The sequence below is a fragment of the Quatrionicoccus australiensis genome (assembly GCF_020510525.1).
Lineage (GTDB): Bacteria > Pseudomonadota > Gammaproteobacteria > Burkholderiales > Rhodocyclaceae > Azonexus > Azonexus australiensis_B.
This window is the reverse complement of record NZ_CP075188.1, coordinates 3,800,535-3,818,804: the sequence shown is the minus strand read 5'-3', so window position 1 is coordinate 3,818,804 and position 18,270 is coordinate 3,800,535. Positions and strand designations below refer to the sequence as shown.

Below are 18,270 nucleotides of genomic sequence, written 5' to 3'. Positions count from 1 at the left end.
TTTTGTATCCGGAGTCCGGAAAATTGCGCTTTTCTCTTGCCAGAGGCGACTCGCATCGCTATAATGCGCCCTCCTTTTGGCCAATTAGCTCAGTTGGTAGAGCAGCGGATTGAAAATCCGCGTGTCCGTGGTTCGATTCCGCGATTGGCCACCAGAATACTTCCTGGTAACTCAGGGAAAAACGCCAACCCCAAGCGGTTGGCGTTTTGCATTGCGGATCCGTAGTTCATATGCCCGGCATTTCGCCGGTGCTGACTGCTTGTTGTTCCAGCCGCCGATCGGCGAATAGAGGATGCATCTTGGCCAAACCCAACTACCAGTTCGAAAAGCGCCAGAGAGATCTCGCCAAGAAGAACAAGCAGGAAGAAAAGCGTCGTCAGAAGCTGGCGGGTAATGTCGGGGCCAATGCCGGTGAAGCCGTGGTGCACGACGAGCTTCCCGTGGCTGCGACGAGTGTGCCGGAAGGCAGTGGCACGCCCTAGCCGGAAAACTGCCCGGTGCAGGTTGGCCGGGGTGGTTGCACATTGACTGACGCACGACATGAATATCAAGGCAAGCATTCGTATCGAGGCACTGGCGCCGGAGTTCTCTGACGCGGTTGCTGCATTGGCCGATGAACTGCGCTTGCCGCTTGGCGGCGTCGCTGATTTCGCCCTGCAGCTGGGCGATGCCGGTTTGCAACTGCAGGAACTTGGTGCGGATGCGGCGGGCCCGGTCCGTGTCGATTTTCTCGAGGGGGCAATGGCACATCGTCGCCAGCAAGGCGGAGGTGCTGGCCAGATGATAGCCAAGGCGGTCGGTATCCAGTCCGGTATCCGGCCGGCAATTCTCGACGCCACGGCTGGTCTGGGGCGCGATGCTTTCGTGCTGGCCCAGCTTGGGTGTGATGTCGTGCTGATCGAGCGTCATCCTCTGATTGCTGCCTTGCTTGCCGACGGGCTGACGCGCGCTTTATCCGATGCCGAGGTTGGTCCTATCGTGCAGCGCATGCACCTGCAAAAGGGTAATGCGATCGATTTGATGACGGCATGGCAGGGTGATCCGCCGCAAGTCATTTATCTTGACCCGATGTTCCCGCATCGCGACAAGAGTGCCCTGGTGAAGAAGGAGATGCGTCTCTTCCGGCCCTTGGTGGGGGATGACGATGATGCGCCGCAACTCCTGGCTGCCGCGCTGGATCTGGCGACGCACCGGGTTGTCGTCAAGCGACCGCGCAAGGCGCCGGGCGTGGCGGGACGAGCTCCGAGCCATGTTCTCGAAGGCAAATCCAGCCGCTTAGATATTTATGCCAAGAAGGCATTGAAGGTTCGGGTGTGAGCGGATGCTGACGATGTCCGGACCTTGCCGGGATGTTCGCCGGACTCCCTGTTGTTCTCATCCGTCGCCAGCCAGGGGAAGGTGATCCTGTGGCCGGGAGCTTGCAGCAACTGTCTGAATTTGCGTGGTCGGCGATCAATCGCCTTGCCGCCTATGCCCTGCTGAATTTGCTTGATGATCCGGCAATGCTTGCGCTCGCATTTTGTTCCACATGAGCCGGATGAAAAAACGGCAACCTGGGTCGGCTGCCGTTTTTTCTGGTACTTAGCTGCCCTGGTGATGGCAGCCCAGTGCATGTTCGCCGGTGGCCTTTTCCGCCATCAGTTGCAGGTTGTCTACAACGCGCAGGCTGGCGCTTTCCATCGCTTCGACGTGCCGCAGCATGGCGTCCATTTCGCCGCAGCCTTTTGCCTCGAGGGCGGCGATGCCGAATTTGTGGACATCGACGTGAGGTGCTTCGATTTCGCGATAGCCGGGGAGCTTGCTGAAGCAGTCATGTCCCTCGCCCTCGTAATACCATTTGCCAAGGCGGCAGGTCTTGTGCGATGCAACCGAGCTCGGTGCGATATTTTCCAGGCCGAACAAGCCGATATAGATGCGGAACTTGAAGACCAGATGGTCGACCTTCGCCAGTTCGATAAAACTCTTCAGGGCGCTGCCGGCAATGACCTCTTCCATCTGGCGGGATAGTCCCATCAGGCGCTGCATGTCTTCCGTTGCCTGATTGCCGCGTTCGCTGAAGTTTTCGGCGGCCTTTGATAGCGATTCCATGGCGTTCTTGGCGGAGTTGGAGTTTTGCCGGATGCTGGTCACCAGGCCGTCAATATCCTTGGTTGCCTTCGAGGTGCGCTCAGCCAGCTTTCTCACTTCATCGGCGACAACTGCAAAGCCACGTCCGGCTTCACCGGCACGGGCAGCCTCGATAGCTGCATTGAGCGCCAACAGGTTGGTCTGGTCGGCAATTTCATGGATCAGCTGGACAATGGCGCTGATTTCGCTGGCTTCGCGGGCGAGTGCATCAACTTCGTTGGCGCTGACCGCGGAGTCTCTCGCCAGTTGATGCAGGTTGGCCGCAATTTCAGTGGTTGTCTGGCCGCTGCTGATGGAAACCTCTGCCGCTTCCACGGCTTGCGCCTTTTCTTCACTGAGCTGGTGGGCCATTTGCCCCAGGCTGTTTTGCGATCCGGAGAGCGTTTCGCTGAAGGAGGCCAGGTTGCGCAAAATCGAGCGCAGGATCTCGCATTCGCGTTCCTTGCTCGCTGCGGCTTGCGCATTGCTGTCGAGCTTGAGCTGCAGGCTGGCTAGTTCATCGCGCAGTGCCCGCTCGCGGCTTTGGGTTTCGGCAAGCTCCCTGTGCAGGGCCTCCTGTTTGCCTGAGCTGTTCCAGAACATTGATCCATCTCCTGATTTTATATTTTGAATTTTCAAAATGACCCATCTGGTCAGCCTTCCATTATCTCCTGGGGTGTTTGATTCAATGGGCATTTTCGCCATTTTGCGGCGATAGGGCGGCTCGCCTTGCCCTGCTCAATTGTGACAGGCAGGGGTTTTTGCTACCCAAATCCTTCATGTCAATAAGGAATAAGCTATAGTTTCGCGGCAAAAAAAGCGTAGTAGCTCCCCATGTTGCCGATCAGGACAAATGTCGTTTTATGACTGCGAAAACAAACAGTAAGGAAAAGCAGCCGGTTGCTGCGAATGCTCGTCCTTCCCGCCGCAAAGCGGCATTGGCAGTTCCTGACAATGTTGCAGCACAATCTGCCATTCCCCTCCGCCCCTATCTGGTCGGCATCGGTGCCTCTGCCGGCGGGCTGGAGGCGCTTTCGGCCCTGATTGCTGCCTTGCCGACGGATCTGGGTATTTCCTACGTCGTGCTGCAACACCTTTCGCCGACCCACCGCAGCATGATGGTGCAACTGCTGGGGCGCGAAACCGCGATGGCGGTACGGGAAGTCGAGCATGGCGGGCAGCCTGAGCCGGACACGATTTATGTGGCGCCAGCCAGTCGCAACGTGATTCTCAAGGATGGTTGCTTCGTGCTGATCGAAGGTCCGCGTGAGGCGATGCCGCGGCCCTCGGTCAATGTATTCCTGACCTCCCTGGCCGCCGAAAAAATCGAGGATGCGATCGGCGTCATCCTCTCCGGCACGGGCAGTGACGGCGCCGCCGGTCTGCGCGATGTCAAGGCTGCCGGCGGTTATACCTTTGCCCAGGATCCGCAGAGCGCCAAGTATGCCGGCATGCCGCAGTCGGCGATCGATACCGGCTGCGTTGATTGGGTGTTGCCGCCGGATGGCATTGCTGCCGAAATTGCCATCATTGCCCGCTCGCATGGCACGGTGACGGTGGCCACCAAGCCGCCGGTGGCGGCGACAGCGTTGAAGAAGTTGCTGATGAAGGTCAAGCAGCAGACGCGCATTGATTTTTCCGGCTACAAGGAAGGCACGCTATGGCGCCGGATCGAGCGGCGCATGGCGGCCAAGCATGTGACCAATCTGACCGACTATCTGACTCTGGTCGAGTCCAATCCGGAAGAGCTGGAGCATCTGGGCAAGGATATCCTGATCTCGGTCACTGCTTTCTTCCGCGACCCGGAGTCGTTCTTGGCCTTGCGCACGCTGGTGCGAACAATGCTGTTGAACAAGCTGCCGGGGGATGAAATCCGGGTCTGGGTGCCGGGCTGTGCAACCGGTGAAGAGGCCTACACCATCGCCATCCTGATTGCCGAAGCGCTGGGGCCGACTGCAGCCCAGTACCGCATCCAGATCTTTGCCACGGATATCGATCTCAACGCGCTGGCCATCGCGCGCAAGGGCTCGTACGCCGAAAGCGCCCTGGCCGATCTCGAGCCCGGTCTGGTCGTGCGTTATTTCCAGAAGGTCGGCAATCGCCTGGAAGTCGCCCGTCATTTGCGTGACATGGTGGTTGTGGCGCGTCAGGACATCATCCAGGATCCACCGTTTTTGCGCCTCGACCTGGTCAGCTGCCGCAATCTGCTGATTTACCTGCAGAACGAGCCGCAGGCAAAAGTGCTGGCCACTTTCCATTACGGCCTCAATCCTGGCGGACTCCTCTTCCTCGGCAAGTCGGAAGGGATTTTCCAGCAGGAGTCACTGTACGAAGTCATCGACAAATCGGCGCGCATCTATCGCCGTCGGGCGGGCGAGTCACGCCTGACGGTCCCGTCTTTTCGCCTGCCTGACAATGTCGACCGTACGGTGGTGGCAACGCCGCCGGATGCCGAGCGTCGTCTCCTCGATGCGGCGATCCGCCGTTATGTGCCGGCTTCGGTACTGGTCAATGCGACTTTCGACATCCTGCAAATGCATGGGGATGTCAGCGCCTATCTGACGGTTTTGCCGGGCAAACCCAATTTCAACCTGCAGCATCTGCTGCGCCGTGAAATGCGGGCCGACCTGCAGCTTCTGCAACACCAGGCCGAGCACAAGCATGAGTCGGCCTGTGGCCGCCGGCACAGTATCAAGACCCTGGAAGGGCCGCGGGATGTGCGACTGGTCGTGCATCCGCTGGAGCGGGGCGTGGTCAGCCCGTTCTATCTGGTTTGTTTCGAGCCGTTGCCGCCGGTGGAGGTGGTTGAGCCGGAGTCCGGTCTGCGGGGAACTGCCGAGGACGGGCGCAATGTTCGCGACCTCGAAGACGAGCTGATGTCTACCCGTGAGCGTTTGCAGACGGTGATCGAGGAACTGGAAACCTCGAACGAGGAAATGCAGGCGCTCAACGAAGAAGTGGTTGCCGCCAACGAGGAGCTGCAGTCGTCGAACGAGGAACTGGAAGCTGCCAACGAAGAGCTGCAGTCGACCAATGAAGAGCTGACCACGGTTAACGAGGAGTTGCAGGTTCGCACGGGCGAACTGGCGGATACGCTGAATGATCTGGAAAATATCCAGAACAGCGTCGGCTTTCCCATCCTGGTCTGTAACGAGGATCTCGGGTTGTCGCGCTTCAACAGTCCGGCCGCTGCGCTTTTCTCGCTTTCCGCGGCGTCGATCAAGCAACCGATGGCCTTGCTGCGCCTGCCGCCCGGCATGCAGGATTTTCTCCCCGTGGTGCGGCAGGCGATCGAGACCAACCGGCCGGTTGAGGCGCCGATTTTCTCCAGCGAACGGCATTACCTGATCCATGTCTCGCCGTACGAGACCAAGGTGCGCGGCAATCGCGGTGCGATCGTCGTCATGCTTGACCATACGGAACGCCTGGCCGCCGAGCGGGAGGTGCGCAAGAATCGCGAGATGCTGTTGGCGATCATGAACAATTCGACCTCCATCATCACGCTGAAGGATCTGTCCGGTCGCTACGAATTCGTTAACCGCAAGTTCGAAACCTTTTTCGACATCGAGGCCGACAAGGTCATTGGCAAGACCGATGCCAAGGTCATTCCACGCAAGCTGGCGGACGATTTCCGTGCCAAGGAGCTGGAAGTTGTCCGGCAGCGCGCCGCGGTCGAATTCGAGGACCATCTCGTTTTTGCGGCGCAGAGCGACCGTTACCTGAATTCGATCCGTTTTCCGCTGTTGACCGAAGACGGGGTGGTGTACAGCATCTGTACCCAGTCGATCGACGTCACCGAACACAAGCACGCCGAGGACCAGTTGCGGCTTGCCGCCCGTGTCTTTGACCGGGCCGGCGAGGGGATCGTCGTGACCGATTCGCGCCAGACCATTCTCACCGTGAACGAAGCGTTTACCAATGTCACCGGGTTCTCCGCCGAGGAAGTCATCGGCAAGAGCCCGAGCGTGCTCGCCTCCGGCCGGCATAACGAGGATTTCTATCTCGACATGTGGTCGCATCTGCAAACCCAGGGCTGGTGGCAGGGCGAAATCTGGAATCGGCGCAAGAACGGCGAAATCTATCCCGAGTGGCTGACCATCAATTCGGTCAAGGATACGGCAGGGAAGGTCGTCAACTATGTCGGCATCTTCAGCGATATCACCATCGTCAAGGAGTCGCAGCGCCGGGTCGAGTTCCTGGCCACGCATGACGAACTGACCTCGCTGCCCAATCGTGCCCTGTTCCTCGACCGGGCACGTCAGGCCGTGGCGCGCACGGCGCGCTCTGAAGCAACGTTCGCGGTGCTGTTCATCGATCTCGACAATTTCAAGGTGGTCAACGACTCGATGGGGCATGCTGCCGGTGACGAGCTGCTCATGGAAATCGCCCGGCGCATGCGTGAATGCGTGCGCGGATCGGATACGGTGGCCCGCTTCGGTGGTGATGAGTTCGCACTGCTGCTTGAGGATGCTTCCGTCGAGGACGCCGAAATGACGGCGCGGCGGATTGCCGAAGCCATGCAGCGGCCTTACCTGATCGGTCGGCAGAGCGTTTATCCGAGTGCCAGCATCGGCATCTGCATTTTCCCGGATGATGGGCAGGATGCCGAAACCCTGCTCAAGAACGCCGACAGCGCGATGTACCAGGCCAAGGATGGCGGCAAGAGCACGCACCATTTCTTTACCGACGAGTTACGTCGTGCGGCCGAGGAACGTCTCAAGATCGAAACCGGCCTGCGTCACGCCGTCGAGAAAAACGAGCTGTTCCTGCTTTATCAGCCGCAGATCGACATTGCGACCGGACGCCTGATTGGTGTCGAAGCACTGGTGCGCTGGCAGCATCCGGAAGACGGCCTGATTGCTCCGATGAAGTTCATCCCGCTGGCCGAGAAGAACGGTCTGATCGACCAGGTGGGCGAATGGGTGGCGGCGACCGCCTGTCGCCAGATGGCGCTGTGGATTGCCCAGGGACATCACGTGCCCCGCATTTCGATCAATGTTTCGGCCGAGCAGTTGCGGCGTACCAACTTGCCGGTGCTGATGCGTCGCCTGCTCAGCCATTACCGCCTCGATGCAACCCGGCTCGTCGTCGAGCTGACCGAAAGTGCCCTGCTCGACAACGTCGACCGGGTGCAGCAAATGCTGCGCGAGTTGAAGACCCTGGGCGTCCAGCTCAGTATCGACGACTTCGGCACGGGGTATTCCTCGCTTGCCTACCTGCGCCGTTTCGCGCTCGACGAGCTGAAAATCGACAAGTCCTTCGTTGCCGATATTGCCCAGAATCTCGACGACCGGGCCATCGCCCAGACCATTCTGGCGATGTCGCAAACCCTCGGCTTCTCGGTGGTGGCCGAGGGTATAGAGACGCAGGAGCAGCTGGATGTACTGCGCGATCTGGGCTGCAACATCGGTCAGGGCTATTTGTTCGCAACCCCGCTCTCAGCCGAGGAGTTGGTTCGCAGTTACTGTGCCCGTTGAGGTGGCGAGAGGGATCCCGGCATTACTGATTCCTCGCGGGCTTTTTTAAATCAGGGCCTTGCCATGCCGGTGGGCCATTTTTTCTCAGTCCAGTCATGCGCAAGTTTGCCCCCCTGCTGTTTCTCTTCCTGGCGGCCTGTGCCACGGTCGTTTCCCTGCGCCTCGACGACCGTTTCGGCCTGCCCAACCCGGCGCGTTTCGATCGCTTTCCTGTCCTTGCCAACGCGGCGGCGCCGGATTACTGGAAAGAGGTGCGGCCGATTCTCGACCAGCGCTGCGTCAGTTGCCATGCCTGCTACGATGCGCCTTGCCAGCTCAACCTGAGCAGTTATGCCGGGCTGACGCGCGGCGCCAATACTGACGTCGTCTACTCTGCGATCCGCCTGCTGGCCGATCCGCCGACCCGCCTCGGCATTGATGCGGCGACCACCGTGCAATGGCGGCAGATGGGTTTCTTCCCGGTGCTCAACGAGCGCGTCTCGACACCGGAGGCCAACCGGGTGGGGGGCGTGCTGCATCGCCTGCTGGAAATGAAGCGCCTCAATCCGGGGCCGGCGAGCGGTCCCTTGCCGGATGAAGATTTCGATTTTTCGCTGGATCGCGCCCAGATGTGTGTCCGGGCCGAGGGACTCGACGACTATGCCTTGCGCCATCCGGCACGCGGCATGCCCTTCGGTCTGCCGCCGCTGAGTGCTACCGAGCATCAGACGCTGAGCCGCTGGCTGGAGGCCGGTGCCCCCTATCAACTGCCGGCCGCTCTGCCGGCCAATGTCCAGCGCCGGCTGGCCGACTGGGAACGCTTCCTGAATGGCGACAGCCTGAAGGAACAGCTGATGGCCCGCTATATCTACGAGCACTGGTATATCGGGCACCTGTACTTTGACGAAATGCCCCGGCAGTTTTTCGAACTGGTGCGCAGCCGGACGCCGGCCGGTCAGCCAATTGACCTGATTGCCACGCGTCGACCGTATGACGACCCCGGTGTCGAGCGGGTTTACTACCGTTTGCAGCGCATGGAGGCGAGTTCTGTCGCCAAGAAGCACATGCCGCTGAAGCTTGATGCGGCACGCATGGAGCGTCTGCGCGGCTGGTTCCTGGCGGCGGACTATCCGGTCGGCGATCTGCCCGGCTATGCGCCGGAGGTGGCGGCGAATCCTTTCGTGACTTTCCGGGCGCTGCCGGTCGATGCCCGCTACCGCTTCATGCTTGATGATGCCCAATTCACGTTGATGGGCTTCATGAAAGGCCCGGTTTGTCGCGGTCAGGTGGCGCTTAACGTCATCAACGATCATTTCTGGGTGGTTTTCGTTGCGCCGGACAGCAAGGAAACCCGGTTGATGAATGCCATGCTGGATGCGGCAATGCCGAACCTGCGCCTGCCTGCCGAGCGCGAGGGGTCGATCGGACCGCTCACCTGGCGCCAGTATGCCAGGCTGGAAAACAAGTATCTGGAAGCGAAGAGCTCGGTGCTCGCCAAATTTGCCAGCCGGGACTACCTGCCGGCACCGGACAAGTTGTGGAATGGCGATGGCCAGAATCCGAATGCAGCCTTGACCGTGTTCCGCCATTTCGACAGTGCCTCGGTGCTGCGCGGCCTGGTTGGCGAGCGGCCGCAGACGACCCTGCTGCTTGGTTATCCGCTGTTCGAGCGCATGCATTACCTGCTGGTCGCCGGCTTCGATGTTTACGGCAATCTTGGTCACCAGGTGGCGACCCGCCTCTACATGGACTTCCTGCGCATGGAAGGCGAGCAGAATTTCCTGACGCTGCTGCCGCTCAAGGATAGGCAGGCGGTACTCGATCACTGGTATCGCGGTCGCAGCGAGCCGCATATCCGCCAGTTTGCCGATGCCGCGGCATTTTTCCCGAAAGAGAGCGGCATGCATTATCGCAGCCAGGATCATCTGAGCGAGCTCTATGCCGAATTGCAGGCAAGGGTCGAGCCGGTGCGCGAACGCAGCCTGGACTGGTCGGCAAATGGCTGGTCGGGGCGGGAAGTGGCGCAATTCCAGCGGCTCAATCAGGTGCGCGGTATTCCGGCGTCGGTCTTGCCGGAAAACAGCCTGCTCAGCATCCGCTATCCGGACGGCAGGCTGCGTCTGGTGTCGCTGGTGCGCAACAGTGCGCACAGCAATGTTGCCGAGCTGTTTGGCGAGTCGGCCCGCCGTCTGCCGCAGGAGGACACGCTGCTGGCGCTCAACGGGGTCGTCGGCGCCTACCCCAATGCCTTCTATACGGTCGACGTCGCAGAATTGGCCAATTTCACCGATGCCGTCGTCCGCCTGGGCAGTGAGGACGACCTGATCGCCCTCACCGACCGTTTCGGCGTGCGCCGCACTGACCGCCGCTTCTGGCCGCTGAGCGATGCGATCCACGCCGAATGGCGCCGGATCGCACCGCAGGATGCGGCCATTCTTGACTACAGCCGCTTCGAGAACCGTTAGCCGTTCTTCCGCTCGCGGGCTTCCTTGCGCAGGGAAGCCCATACCGAGGCACCGATGATGGTGGCGACGACGGCGAGCGAGAAGCCGACCGGGATCGTGTAGATGTCGAGCAGCAGCATCTTGACGCCGATGAACATGAGGACCACGGCGAGACCGTACTTGAGCAGCGAGAAACGGTCGGCGACGCCGGCGAGCAGGAAGTACATGGCACGCAGGCCGAGGATGGCGAAGATGTTCGAGGTCAGCACGATGAACGGGTCGGTGGTGATCGCGAAAATGGCCGGGATCGAATCGACGGCGAAAATCAGGTCGGACAGTTCGACGAGCACCAGGGCAAGGAAGAGCGGCGTCGCGTAGCGGACCCCATTTTGCCGCGTGAAGAAGCGTTGACCGTCAAAGCTCGAACTGATGTTCATGTGGCGGCGCAGCCAGTTGATCAGGCGATTGTTCTCGAGGTCGGGCTGTTCGTCGGCGAACCAGTACATCTTGATGCCGGTGAGCAGCAGGAAGCCGCCGAAGACATAAAGTATCCAGTGGAACTGCGTGATCAGCCAGGCGCCGGCGAAGATCATGCCGGTGCGCATGACGATGGCGCCGAGCACGCCGTAGAGCAGCACGCGCTTCTGCAATTCCAGCGGTACGGCGAAGAAGGAGAAGAGCATCAGCCAGATGAAGACGTTATCGACCGCCAGCGCCTTTTCGATCAGGTAGCCGGTGATGAACTCCAGTGTCTTGGTGTTGGCGATTTCGCGTCCCAGACTGCCGTCGAGGTACCACCACAGACCGCCGGCGAAGGCCAGCGTGATGCTGATCCAGATCACCGACCAGACGGCGGCCTCCTTGAAGCTGACGCGGTGTTCCTTGCCGCCGCCGACCACGAAGAGGTCGATCGCCAGCATGACGAGGACGATGCCCGTGAAGGCGAGCCACAAACCGGTACTGCCTATGGTTTCCATATCAATTTCCTTTTGCGCATTCCACAAAACAAACGGCCCGTGCCGGATGGGCAGGGGCCGTGGAATGCCAAAGGAGCCTCGCCGTCGCGGCAAAGGTCTTGCTCGCAGCGTGGTGCGCTGCCCGGTTGCCGGAAGCTTGCGCTTCGTGATGACGACAGGCCGGAAGTGAGCTACTCCCCCTTGGGATGAACGAACTCTAATAAAGTTGACTACGTCTGTCAACTATTCAATTCAAGTGCGCAGTTCATGATGTTGCAATATTGTCGTAACATGCGTACCTCATGATAATGCACTTTCCAAAAAGGGGCTGAACGATGGATCTCTTGTTGTGGCGCCATGCCGAAGCCGAAGACGGCGAGGATGACCTCAAGCGGCGTCTGACCGAGCGTGGCGAAAAGCAGGCACACAGCATGGCGGCCTGGCTGCATAAGCGTCAGCTCAAGGATATGCGCATCATCGTCAGCCCGGCGATCCGCACGCAGCAGACTGCCGAGGCGCTCAAGCTGCCTTTCGAAACGCATCGCAAGATCGGTCCCGACGCCTGCGTTTCGGAACTGATTGCTGCTTCCGGCTGGCCGAATGCCAATGGTTCGGTACTCATCGTCGGTCACCAGCCATCCCTGGGGCGCATGGCGTCGCTGTTGCTCGCCGGCCATGAGTCGGAATGGACGATCAAGAAGGGCGCCTTGTGGTGGCTGAGCAACCGCGTCCGTCGCGGCGAAACGCAAACCGTGCTGCGCGCGGTCATTCCAGCCGAATTGCTGGACTAGACAAGCGCGCCGCTTAGGCGTGAAATAAGCCCTTTCGCTTCAACGCTTGGAGAAGAGGGTATGGTTTCAACAAAAAAGACAACGGCAACCCCGCCGGCAGCATCTGCTGCCACCCCGAAAAAGACAGCGGTTCGCAAGCCGCGTCAGCGTTCCGTCGCCAGCGGAGATATTCCCCCGGTACTGACGCCGGAAGGAATTGAAGGATTTACCGTGCACGCAGCGGTCGACGCTGCCCAGGAGTCGAAATTGGGCGCCATGCGCGATGTCATCGCCGGCATGCCCGCCGACGAAAAGGTCGCCCTGTTGCGCGACCTGCTCAAGCAGCAAGGCCTGCGCAACGAACAGCTGCCGGTCAGCCCGGATGAGGAACTGGTCAAGGACTGGCGCGAAGGCGGCTACCCGTACAAGAACCTGATGCAGCGCCGCAACTACGAGCGGCAGAAATACCGCCTGCAGGTTGAGCTCCTCAAGCTGCAGGCCTGGGTCAAGGAAACCGGGCAGAAGGTCGTCATCCTCTTCGAAGGCCGCGATGCGGCCGGCAAGGGCGGCACCATCAAGCGTTTCATGGAACACCTGAATCCGCGCGGCGCACGCGTGGTCGCCCTGGAAAAACCGAGCGAGATGGAGCGCGGCCAGTGGTATTTCCAGCGCTACGTGCAGCACCTGCCGACCAGCGGCGAAATCGTGCTGTTCGACCGTTCCTGGTACAACCGCTCCGGCGTCGAGCGGGTCATGGGTTTCTGTACCGATCAGGAATACAGCGAGTTCGTGCGTCAGGCGCCGGAATTCGAGCGCATGCTGGCGCGTAACGGCACGCATCTGATCAAGTTCTGGTTCTCGGTCAGCCAGGAAGAGCAGCGTCGCCGTTTCGGCGAGCGCAAGGTGCATCCGCTCAAGCAGTGGAAGCTGTCGCCGATCGACATGGCCTCACTCGACAAGTGGGACGATTACACCAAGGCCAAGGAGGCGATGTTCTTCCATACCGATACCGCCGATGCGCCGTGGACGGTGATCAAGTCGAACTGCAAGAAGCGCGCACGCCTCAATGCCATGCGTTACGTGCTGCACAAGCTGCCCTACACCAACAAGGATACCGACCGCATCGGCAATCTCGATCCGCTGATCGTCGGCCGCGCCAACGTCGTTTTCGAGCGTGGCGAGCAGCAGGGCGTGCCTATCCTTTAACTGATCACGTAGGAAGCGCAGCCGGTTGCGATCAAGAGGCCGGCTTCGTTTTCCAGCGTCATCTGCACCGAGGCCAGACGGCCACCGAGACGGGTTACCCGGCCGGTGGCCGTAAATTTTTTGCCTATGCCCTGGCGCAGGAAATCGGTACGCAGGTCGATGGTGCCGATGCGTCCAAAACGATGGGCAACCTGTTCGGTACTCTCGTCGTTGAATTTTTCGGCAATCGCCACCGTGGCGGCCAGACCGCCAACGGTATCGAGGACCGTGGCGATCACGCCGCCGTGCAGGCGACCATGCAGGAAGTGGCCGATCAGGTCCTTGCGCATGGCAAAGCTGATTTGCGGCGCTTCCGGATCCAGCGATTCGACTTTGAAACCGAGCAGTTCGTTGAAGCAGAGCTTGTGTTCGAAGACATCGCGCAACGAGGTTTCGAGGCGGGCTTGTTCTTCGGGTGAGCGGCGGGGCAGGGCGGGGTGGGCGGTCATCGTTTTCTACAGACAGGGATGGGGGGCGACGGGTTCCCGTCAGGCGCAAGTTTAACCCGCGTTGCCGGCCGTACCGTTGATCAGTGCCGCCAGACCGCGTGCATCGCGGATCAGGCTGCGCCCGCGCCCGGTCTCGATGAGGCCGGCGCCGACCAGTTCGCCGATCAGGCGGGCGACGACCTCGCGGCTGGTGCCGAGATGGCAGGCCATCTGCTGCTGCGTCATGCGTAATTCGCCGTTGCCCGAGGCGTGGACCAGCAGCAGGTTGGCCAGGCGCTGGTTGAGCTTGTAGGAATGCACTTCCTCGAGTTCGGCCATGAGGCGGAAAACCAGCGTGGACAACGTGCGCACCGTGAGGTCGCGGATCACCGCTTCACCGGCGAACAGGTGGTGGAAGAGCGGGCCGGGCAGCAGCGCGATGGTGGTGGCGTCGACGGCCTGCACCCAGGCCGGGTAAAGCAGGTCGTTGAACAGGCTGTTTAGCGCGAAGACGCAGGTTTCGCCCGGTTCGATGCAATACAGCGTTGCCTCGTTGCCGTTCGGGGCCAGGGAAAAGACGCGCAAGCGGCCTTCGAGCACGAAGTAGGCACCCGAGACGCGCTGTCCCTTGACCAGCAGCGGTGTCGCCGAGGCGCAATGGTGGCTGACCTGGGCTTCGCGCAGGCGCACCTTGCCGGCGGCGCTCAGTTGGCAGAACGGCTTGTAGTCTTCCAGTGTCGGCATTTTCCCCTCCCGGGCCGCGTCGACCGCCGACGTTCCGGCAGGCGGCGGATAGAGGAGGGGAATTCTAGCTCCGCCGGGCCGGTCGCATGCATTCATCCTGATTTTTCTGCCGACATGCGGGCGCGCAGGGAGTCGCTGCTCAGGGCCTCGAGAAAGGCGACGAGGTCGGCGATTTCCCGCTCGCCGAGTGGCGAGCGGTCGACCTTGCCGAGCACGCGTTTTTCGTCCAGCCAGGTGGTCAGGCCGGCCGAGCGCCCGAGCTGGGCGCCGGCCATGATGCGCACCACCTCGGGCAGCGAGTCGACGGAACCGTTGTGCAGCCAAGGGCCGGTCAGCGCCACGTTGCGCAGCGAGGCGACGCGCCAGGCAGCGCGTTCGCCATTGACGAGCAGTCCGTACTTGGTTTCGTAGGGTGTGGCATTGGCGGGAAAGACGCGGCGCGCGTTCTCGCCGCCGAGCAGGCTGGCGTCACTGAAATTGGGGCCGCGGTGGCAGAGTACGCAGCCGACCGTTTCGAACAGCGCCATGCCGCGCAGCTGGGCGCGCGTCAGCGCCCCGGTCTCGCCGCGCACGAAGCGGTCGTAGGGGCTGTCGGGCGTGATCAGGGTGCGTTCGAAAGCGGCGATGGCCTGGGCAATGCGCACGAAGCTGATCGGCGCCGCGTCGCCGAAAGCGGCCTGGAATTCGGCGCGGTAGGCGGCATCGGCATTGAGCCGCCGTTCCGCCTCGGCCGGCGAGGCGAGGCCCATTTCGAGCGGGTTGAGGATGGGGCCCATGGCCTGCTCTTCGAGCGAGGCGGCGCGGCCGTCCCAGAACAGCACGGATTGGAAGGCGGCATTCCAGACGGTCGGCGTGTTGCGCATGCCGACTTGCCCGGCGATCCCCTTGGCCGTCGGCCGGCCGTCGGCGCCGGCGGAGGCGAACAGGTCGTGGCAGGAAGCGCAGGCCAGGCTGCCGTCGCCGGACAGTTTTTTCTCGAAAAACAGGCGTCGACCGAGCGCCACCCGGGCCGGCGTGGTCGGGTTGTCGGCCGGGGCCGGTGCGACCTCGGGCAAGGCCGCCCACACATGGCGCGCGCTTCGCGGCGGTGCCGGGTTGGCGAACTCGACGCCTTCTGCTGCGGTTGCCGCCTGCGGCAACAGAGGGAAAGGCAGGTGCGGCGCGGCGAGATGGCCGGGGTTGCCTTCGATGGCGACGGCGACCGCCATCTTCAGTCCGAAGGCGAGCAACCCCATGCCGAAGGCGGCGCTGAGCAGCCACTTGCCGGCGCGGTCGAGGCTGGCGAAGGGGCCGAGCTCCTGGTGGATCATCAGGGCGAGGGCGGCTATGCCGAGTCCGGTGGCCGGGATGCCGATGGCGAGCAGGTCGGTGAGTTCGCTGTTCATGTCGTGCTCCACGAGAAGGAATGGAGCGAACGATAGCCGCCGGCTGGCGCCGGATATGTAGCAAAAGTCACGCTGGGCGCCGATCCGCCTTGTGTAACCCTTGCTACAGACCGGTCCCGGGCGGCCGGGCAGGATGCGCCGCACGGCCGGGCGTTCCGGCCGCCCATTTCAACCGTATCAAGGAAAGGTCCGCATCATGAAAAATCGCTTGTTCGGCTTCGCCTTCGCCCTGCCCATCCTGTTCTGCGCCCTGCCGGCCGAAGCCGGCGGCGGCCTGGCGCCGCTTGACCGGGCACGCACCGCCGTGCTCATCACCGATCCGCAAAACGATTTCCTGCGCGAGGACGGCAAGTTGTACGGCCTGCTCGCCGACAACCTGAAGGCGCTCGGCACCATCGACAACCTCGCGGCGTTGATGCGTACCGCCAAGGAGAAGAAAGTGCTCCTGGCGGTCGACCCGCTGGTTTTCGGCAAAAGCGATAGTGACTGGACGCAGGCCGGCACACTGCAGCGCCAACTGCTCGACATGCAGGCCTTGCGTGCCGGCAGTGCGGGGGCGGATTTCTACGCGCCCTACAAGCCCTACATCGACGACGGCAAGACGGTGATTGCCGCGCCGCACAAGATGTACGGGCCGGAGAGCAACGACCTGATCTACCAGTTGCGCAGTCGCGGCATCGATACCGTGATCCTCGGCGGCATGGTTGCCAACCTGTGCGTTGATTCGCACATGCGCACGCTGATGGAGAACGGTTTCAAGGTCTATGTCGTCAAGGATGCCGTCGCTGCGCCAGGCGACGCGGCCTACCAGGCGGCGCTGGTCAATTACGGCATGATCGCGAGCGGCGTGTGGACCACGGCCGAGGCGCTGGCAGCGCTGGCTCGCTGAGCGGTGAACGTGAAAAAGGCGACGGAATCCGTCGCCTTTTTTGGACCCGGCGGTGGCGCCGGGTTTTACTTTTTGCGCGGTGCCGGCACGTCGGTACAGGAGCCGTGCGCGACTTCGGCCGCCATGCCGACCGTTTCGCCCAGCGTCGGGTGCGGGTGGATGGTCTTGCCGATATCGACTGCATCGCAGCCCATTTCGATGGCCAGGCAGACTTCGCCGATCATGTCGCCGGCGTTCGGGCCGACGATGGCGCCGCCGATCACGCGATGCGTTTCGGCATCGAAGATCAGCTTGGTGAAGCCGTACTCGGCGCCGTTGGCGATGGCGCGGCCGGAGGCTGCCCACGGGAACTTTGCGGCTTCGACCTTGCGGCCTTCCTTCTTGGCCTGGTCTTCGGTGTAGCCGACCCATGCCACTTCTGGATGGGTGTAGGCAACGCCGGGGATGACCTGCGCGTCGAGGGCAGCCTTGTGCCCGGCCGCGACTTCCGCCGCGACGTGCGCCTCATGCACCGCCTTGTGCGCCAGCATCGGATTGCCGACGATGTCGCCGATCGCGAAGATGTGCGGCACGTTGGTGCGCATCTGGGCATCGACGTTGATGAAGCCGCGGTCGGTGACCGCGACGCCGGCATTCTCGGCACCGATCTTCTTGCCGTTCGGCGCGCGGCCGGCGGCTTGCAGGATCATGTCGTAGCGGGTGGCGTCGACATTCGGCGCGCCTTCACCTTCGAACTTGACCCACAGGCCGTCTTCCTTGGCATCGACCGCAACCGTCTTGGTCTTCAGCATGATCTTGTCGAAGCGGTGCGTGTTCTGCTTTTCCCAGACCTTGACCGCATCGCGGTCCGGGCCCTGCATCAGCACGTCGAGCATTTCGACGACATCGACCTTGGCGCCCAGCGTCGAGTAGACGGTGGCCATTTCCAGACCGATGATGCCGCCGCCGATGACCAGCATCTTCTTCGGCACGAAGCGCAGTTCGAGCGCGCCGGTCGAATCGACAATGCGCGGATCCTTCGGGATGAAGGGCAGATGCACGGCCGCCGAGCCGGCAGCGATGATGCACTTCTGGAACTTGATGACCTTCCTGGCGCCGGTCTTGTCTTGCCCCGTGCCGTCGGTGACTTCGACCTCGATGTGGTGCGGGTCGAGGAAGGTGCCGAAACCGCGCACGATGTCGACCTTGCGGCCCTTGGCCATGCCGGCCAGACCGCCGGTCAGCTTGCCGACGACCTTGTCCTTGTGGGCGCGCAGCTTGTCGATGTCGACTGTCGGGGCGGCAAAGGTGACGCCGAGGTCATTGGCATGTTCGGCTTCCTCGATCACCGCGGCAACGTGCAGCAGGGCCTTGGACGGGATGCAGCCAACATTGAGGCAGACGCCGCCGAGCGTTGCGTAACGCTCGACGATGATGGTCTTCATACCGAGGTCGGCCGAGCGGAAGGCGGCCGAGTAGCCGCCGGGACCGGCGCCGAGAACGAGCATTTCGCACTCGAGATCGGCACCGCCGGCATGGCTGCCGGCGACCGGCGCCGCGACCGGCGCAGCTGCAGGAGCAGCCGCCGGCGCGGCGGCTTGCGGGGCGGGAGCCGCCGCAGCAGCACCGGTTTCGACCTTGATCAGCAGGGCGCCTTCGGCAACCTTGGAACCGAGCTGGACCAAAACTTCCTTGACCACGCCGTCGACCGTCGAGGGCACATCCATCGTGGCCTTGTCGGATTCGAGGGTGACAATGGCGTCGTCGACCTTGATCGTATCGCCGACCTTCACAAACAGGTCGATGACCGGCACTTCGGCGAAATCGCCGATGTCGGGGACTTTGACTTCTACCAGATTGCTCATGGT

Annotated in this window: 14 protein-coding genes and 1 tRNA gene; 9 read left to right on the top strand and 6 right to left on the bottom strand. The window is 61.9% G+C overall.

The window, feature by feature from the left end; genetic code table 11:
- The first annotated feature begins 78 nt into the window (after positions 1-78).
- From KI612_RS18065 to KI612_RS18050, 4 genes are all read left to right on the top strand, one after another.
- Positions 79-154: transfer RNA gene (locus KI612_RS18065), tRNA-Phe, on the top strand.
- 145 nt (positions 155-299) lie between these two features.
- Positions 300-482, top strand: a complete 183-nt coding sequence (locus tag KI612_RS18060) for a hypothetical protein (protein ID WP_226441442.1) — start codon at positions 300-302, stop codon at positions 480-482.
- A 58-nt stretch (positions 483-540) separates the two neighbouring features.
- A complete protein-coding gene (locus KI612_RS18055; RefSeq protein WP_226441441.1) occupies positions 541-1,317 on the top strand; it encodes a class I SAM-dependent methyltransferase in 777 nt (258 codons plus the stop codon).
- 32 nt (positions 1,318-1,349) lie between these two features.
- On the top strand, positions 1,350-1,532 hold the full coding sequence (locus tag KI612_RS18050; protein WP_226441440.1) for a hypothetical protein: 183 nt from the start codon (positions 1,350-1,352) through the stop codon (positions 1,530-1,532).
- Positions 1,533-1,581: 49 nt separating this feature from the next.
- On the opposite strand, the gene KI612_RS18045 is transcribed toward KI612_RS18050, so the two are convergent.
- Positions 1,582-2,709: a methyl-accepting chemotaxis protein gene (locus KI612_RS18045; RefSeq protein WP_226441439.1), complete on the bottom strand. Its 1,128-nt coding sequence runs from the start codon at positions 2,707-2,709 to the stop codon at positions 1,582-1,584.
- Positions 2,710-3,044: 335 nt separating this feature from the next.
- Here KI612_RS18045 and KI612_RS18040 point away from each other — a divergent pair, with 335 nt between their 5' ends.
- Both KI612_RS18040 and KI612_RS18035 read left to right on the top strand, forming a co-directional pair.
- Positions 3,045-7,583, top strand: a complete 4,539-nt coding sequence (locus KI612_RS18040) for an EAL domain-containing protein (RefSeq protein ID WP_226441438.1) — start codon at positions 3,045-3,047, stop codon at positions 7,581-7,583.
- Positions 7,584-7,678: 95 nt separating this feature from the next.
- Positions 7,679-10,027 carry a fatty acid cis/trans isomerase gene (locus KI612_RS18035; RefSeq protein WP_226441437.1) on the top strand — a complete coding sequence of 783 codons (2,349 nt, stop codon included), beginning with the start codon at positions 7,679-7,681 and terminating at the stop codon, positions 10,025-10,027.
- On the opposite strand, the gene KI612_RS18030 is transcribed toward KI612_RS18035, so the two are convergent.
- Positions 10,024-10,983 (bottom strand): TerC family protein, encoded by a 960-nt coding sequence (locus KI612_RS18030; RefSeq protein WP_226441436.1) that lies wholly within the window; start codon positions 10,981-10,983, stop codon positions 10,024-10,026. The two genes, KI612_RS18035 and KI612_RS18030, sit on opposite strands and share 4 nt — an antisense overlap.
- Before the next feature lie 314 nt (positions 10,984-11,297).
- Between KI612_RS18030 and KI612_RS18025 the strand changes: the two genes are divergently transcribed.
- On the top strand, positions 11,298-11,753 hold the full coding sequence (locus KI612_RS18025; protein ID WP_226441435.1) for a SixA phosphatase family protein: 456 nt from the start codon (positions 11,298-11,300) through the stop codon (positions 11,751-11,753).
- Between the two features lie 60 nt (positions 11,754-11,813).
- Complete coding sequence (gene ppk2 / locus KI612_RS18020) at positions 11,814-12,938, top strand: polyphosphate kinase 2 (RefSeq protein ID WP_226441434.1); 1,125 nt, start codon at positions 11,814-11,816, stop codon at positions 12,936-12,938.
- Here the strand turns inward: ppk2 and KI612_RS18015 are convergent.
- The 3 genes from KI612_RS18015 to KI612_RS18005 form a co-directional block, all read right to left on the bottom strand.
- Entirely contained in the window at positions 12,935-13,426 is a 492-nt protein-coding gene (locus KI612_RS18015; RefSeq protein WP_226441433.1) for a thioesterase family protein, read from the bottom strand. The two genes, ppk2 and KI612_RS18015, sit on opposite strands and share 4 nt — an antisense overlap.
- A 51-nt stretch (positions 13,427-13,477) precedes the next feature.
- The gene (locus KI612_RS18010; RefSeq protein ID WP_226441432.1) at positions 13,478-14,149 is read right to left on the bottom strand and encodes a Crp/Fnr family transcriptional regulator; all 672 of its coding nucleotides are present in this window, start codon (positions 14,147-14,149) and stop codon (positions 13,478-13,480) included.
- Between the two features lie 92 nt (positions 14,150-14,241).
- Positions 14,242-15,534 carry a cytochrome-c peroxidase gene (locus KI612_RS18005; protein ID WP_226441431.1) on the bottom strand — a complete coding sequence of 431 codons (1,293 nt, stop codon included), beginning with the start codon at positions 15,532-15,534 and terminating at the stop codon, positions 14,242-14,244.
- A 196-nt stretch (positions 15,535-15,730) separates the two neighbouring features.
- On the opposite strand from KI612_RS18005, the gene KI612_RS18000 reads away from it, so the two are divergent.
- Complete coding sequence (locus KI612_RS18000) at positions 15,731-16,423, top strand: isochorismatase family cysteine hydrolase (RefSeq protein ID WP_226441430.1); 693 nt, start codon at positions 15,731-15,733, stop codon at positions 16,421-16,423.
- A gap of 65 nt (positions 16,424-16,488) precedes the next feature.
- On the opposite strand, the gene lpdA is transcribed toward KI612_RS18000, so the two are convergent.
- On the bottom strand, positions 16,489-18,267 hold the full coding sequence (lpdA, locus tag KI612_RS17995) for a dihydrolipoyl dehydrogenase (RefSeq protein ID WP_226441429.1): 1,779 nt from the start codon (positions 18,265-18,267) through the stop codon (positions 16,489-16,491).
- Between the last annotated feature and the right edge of the window lie 3 nt (positions 18,268-18,270).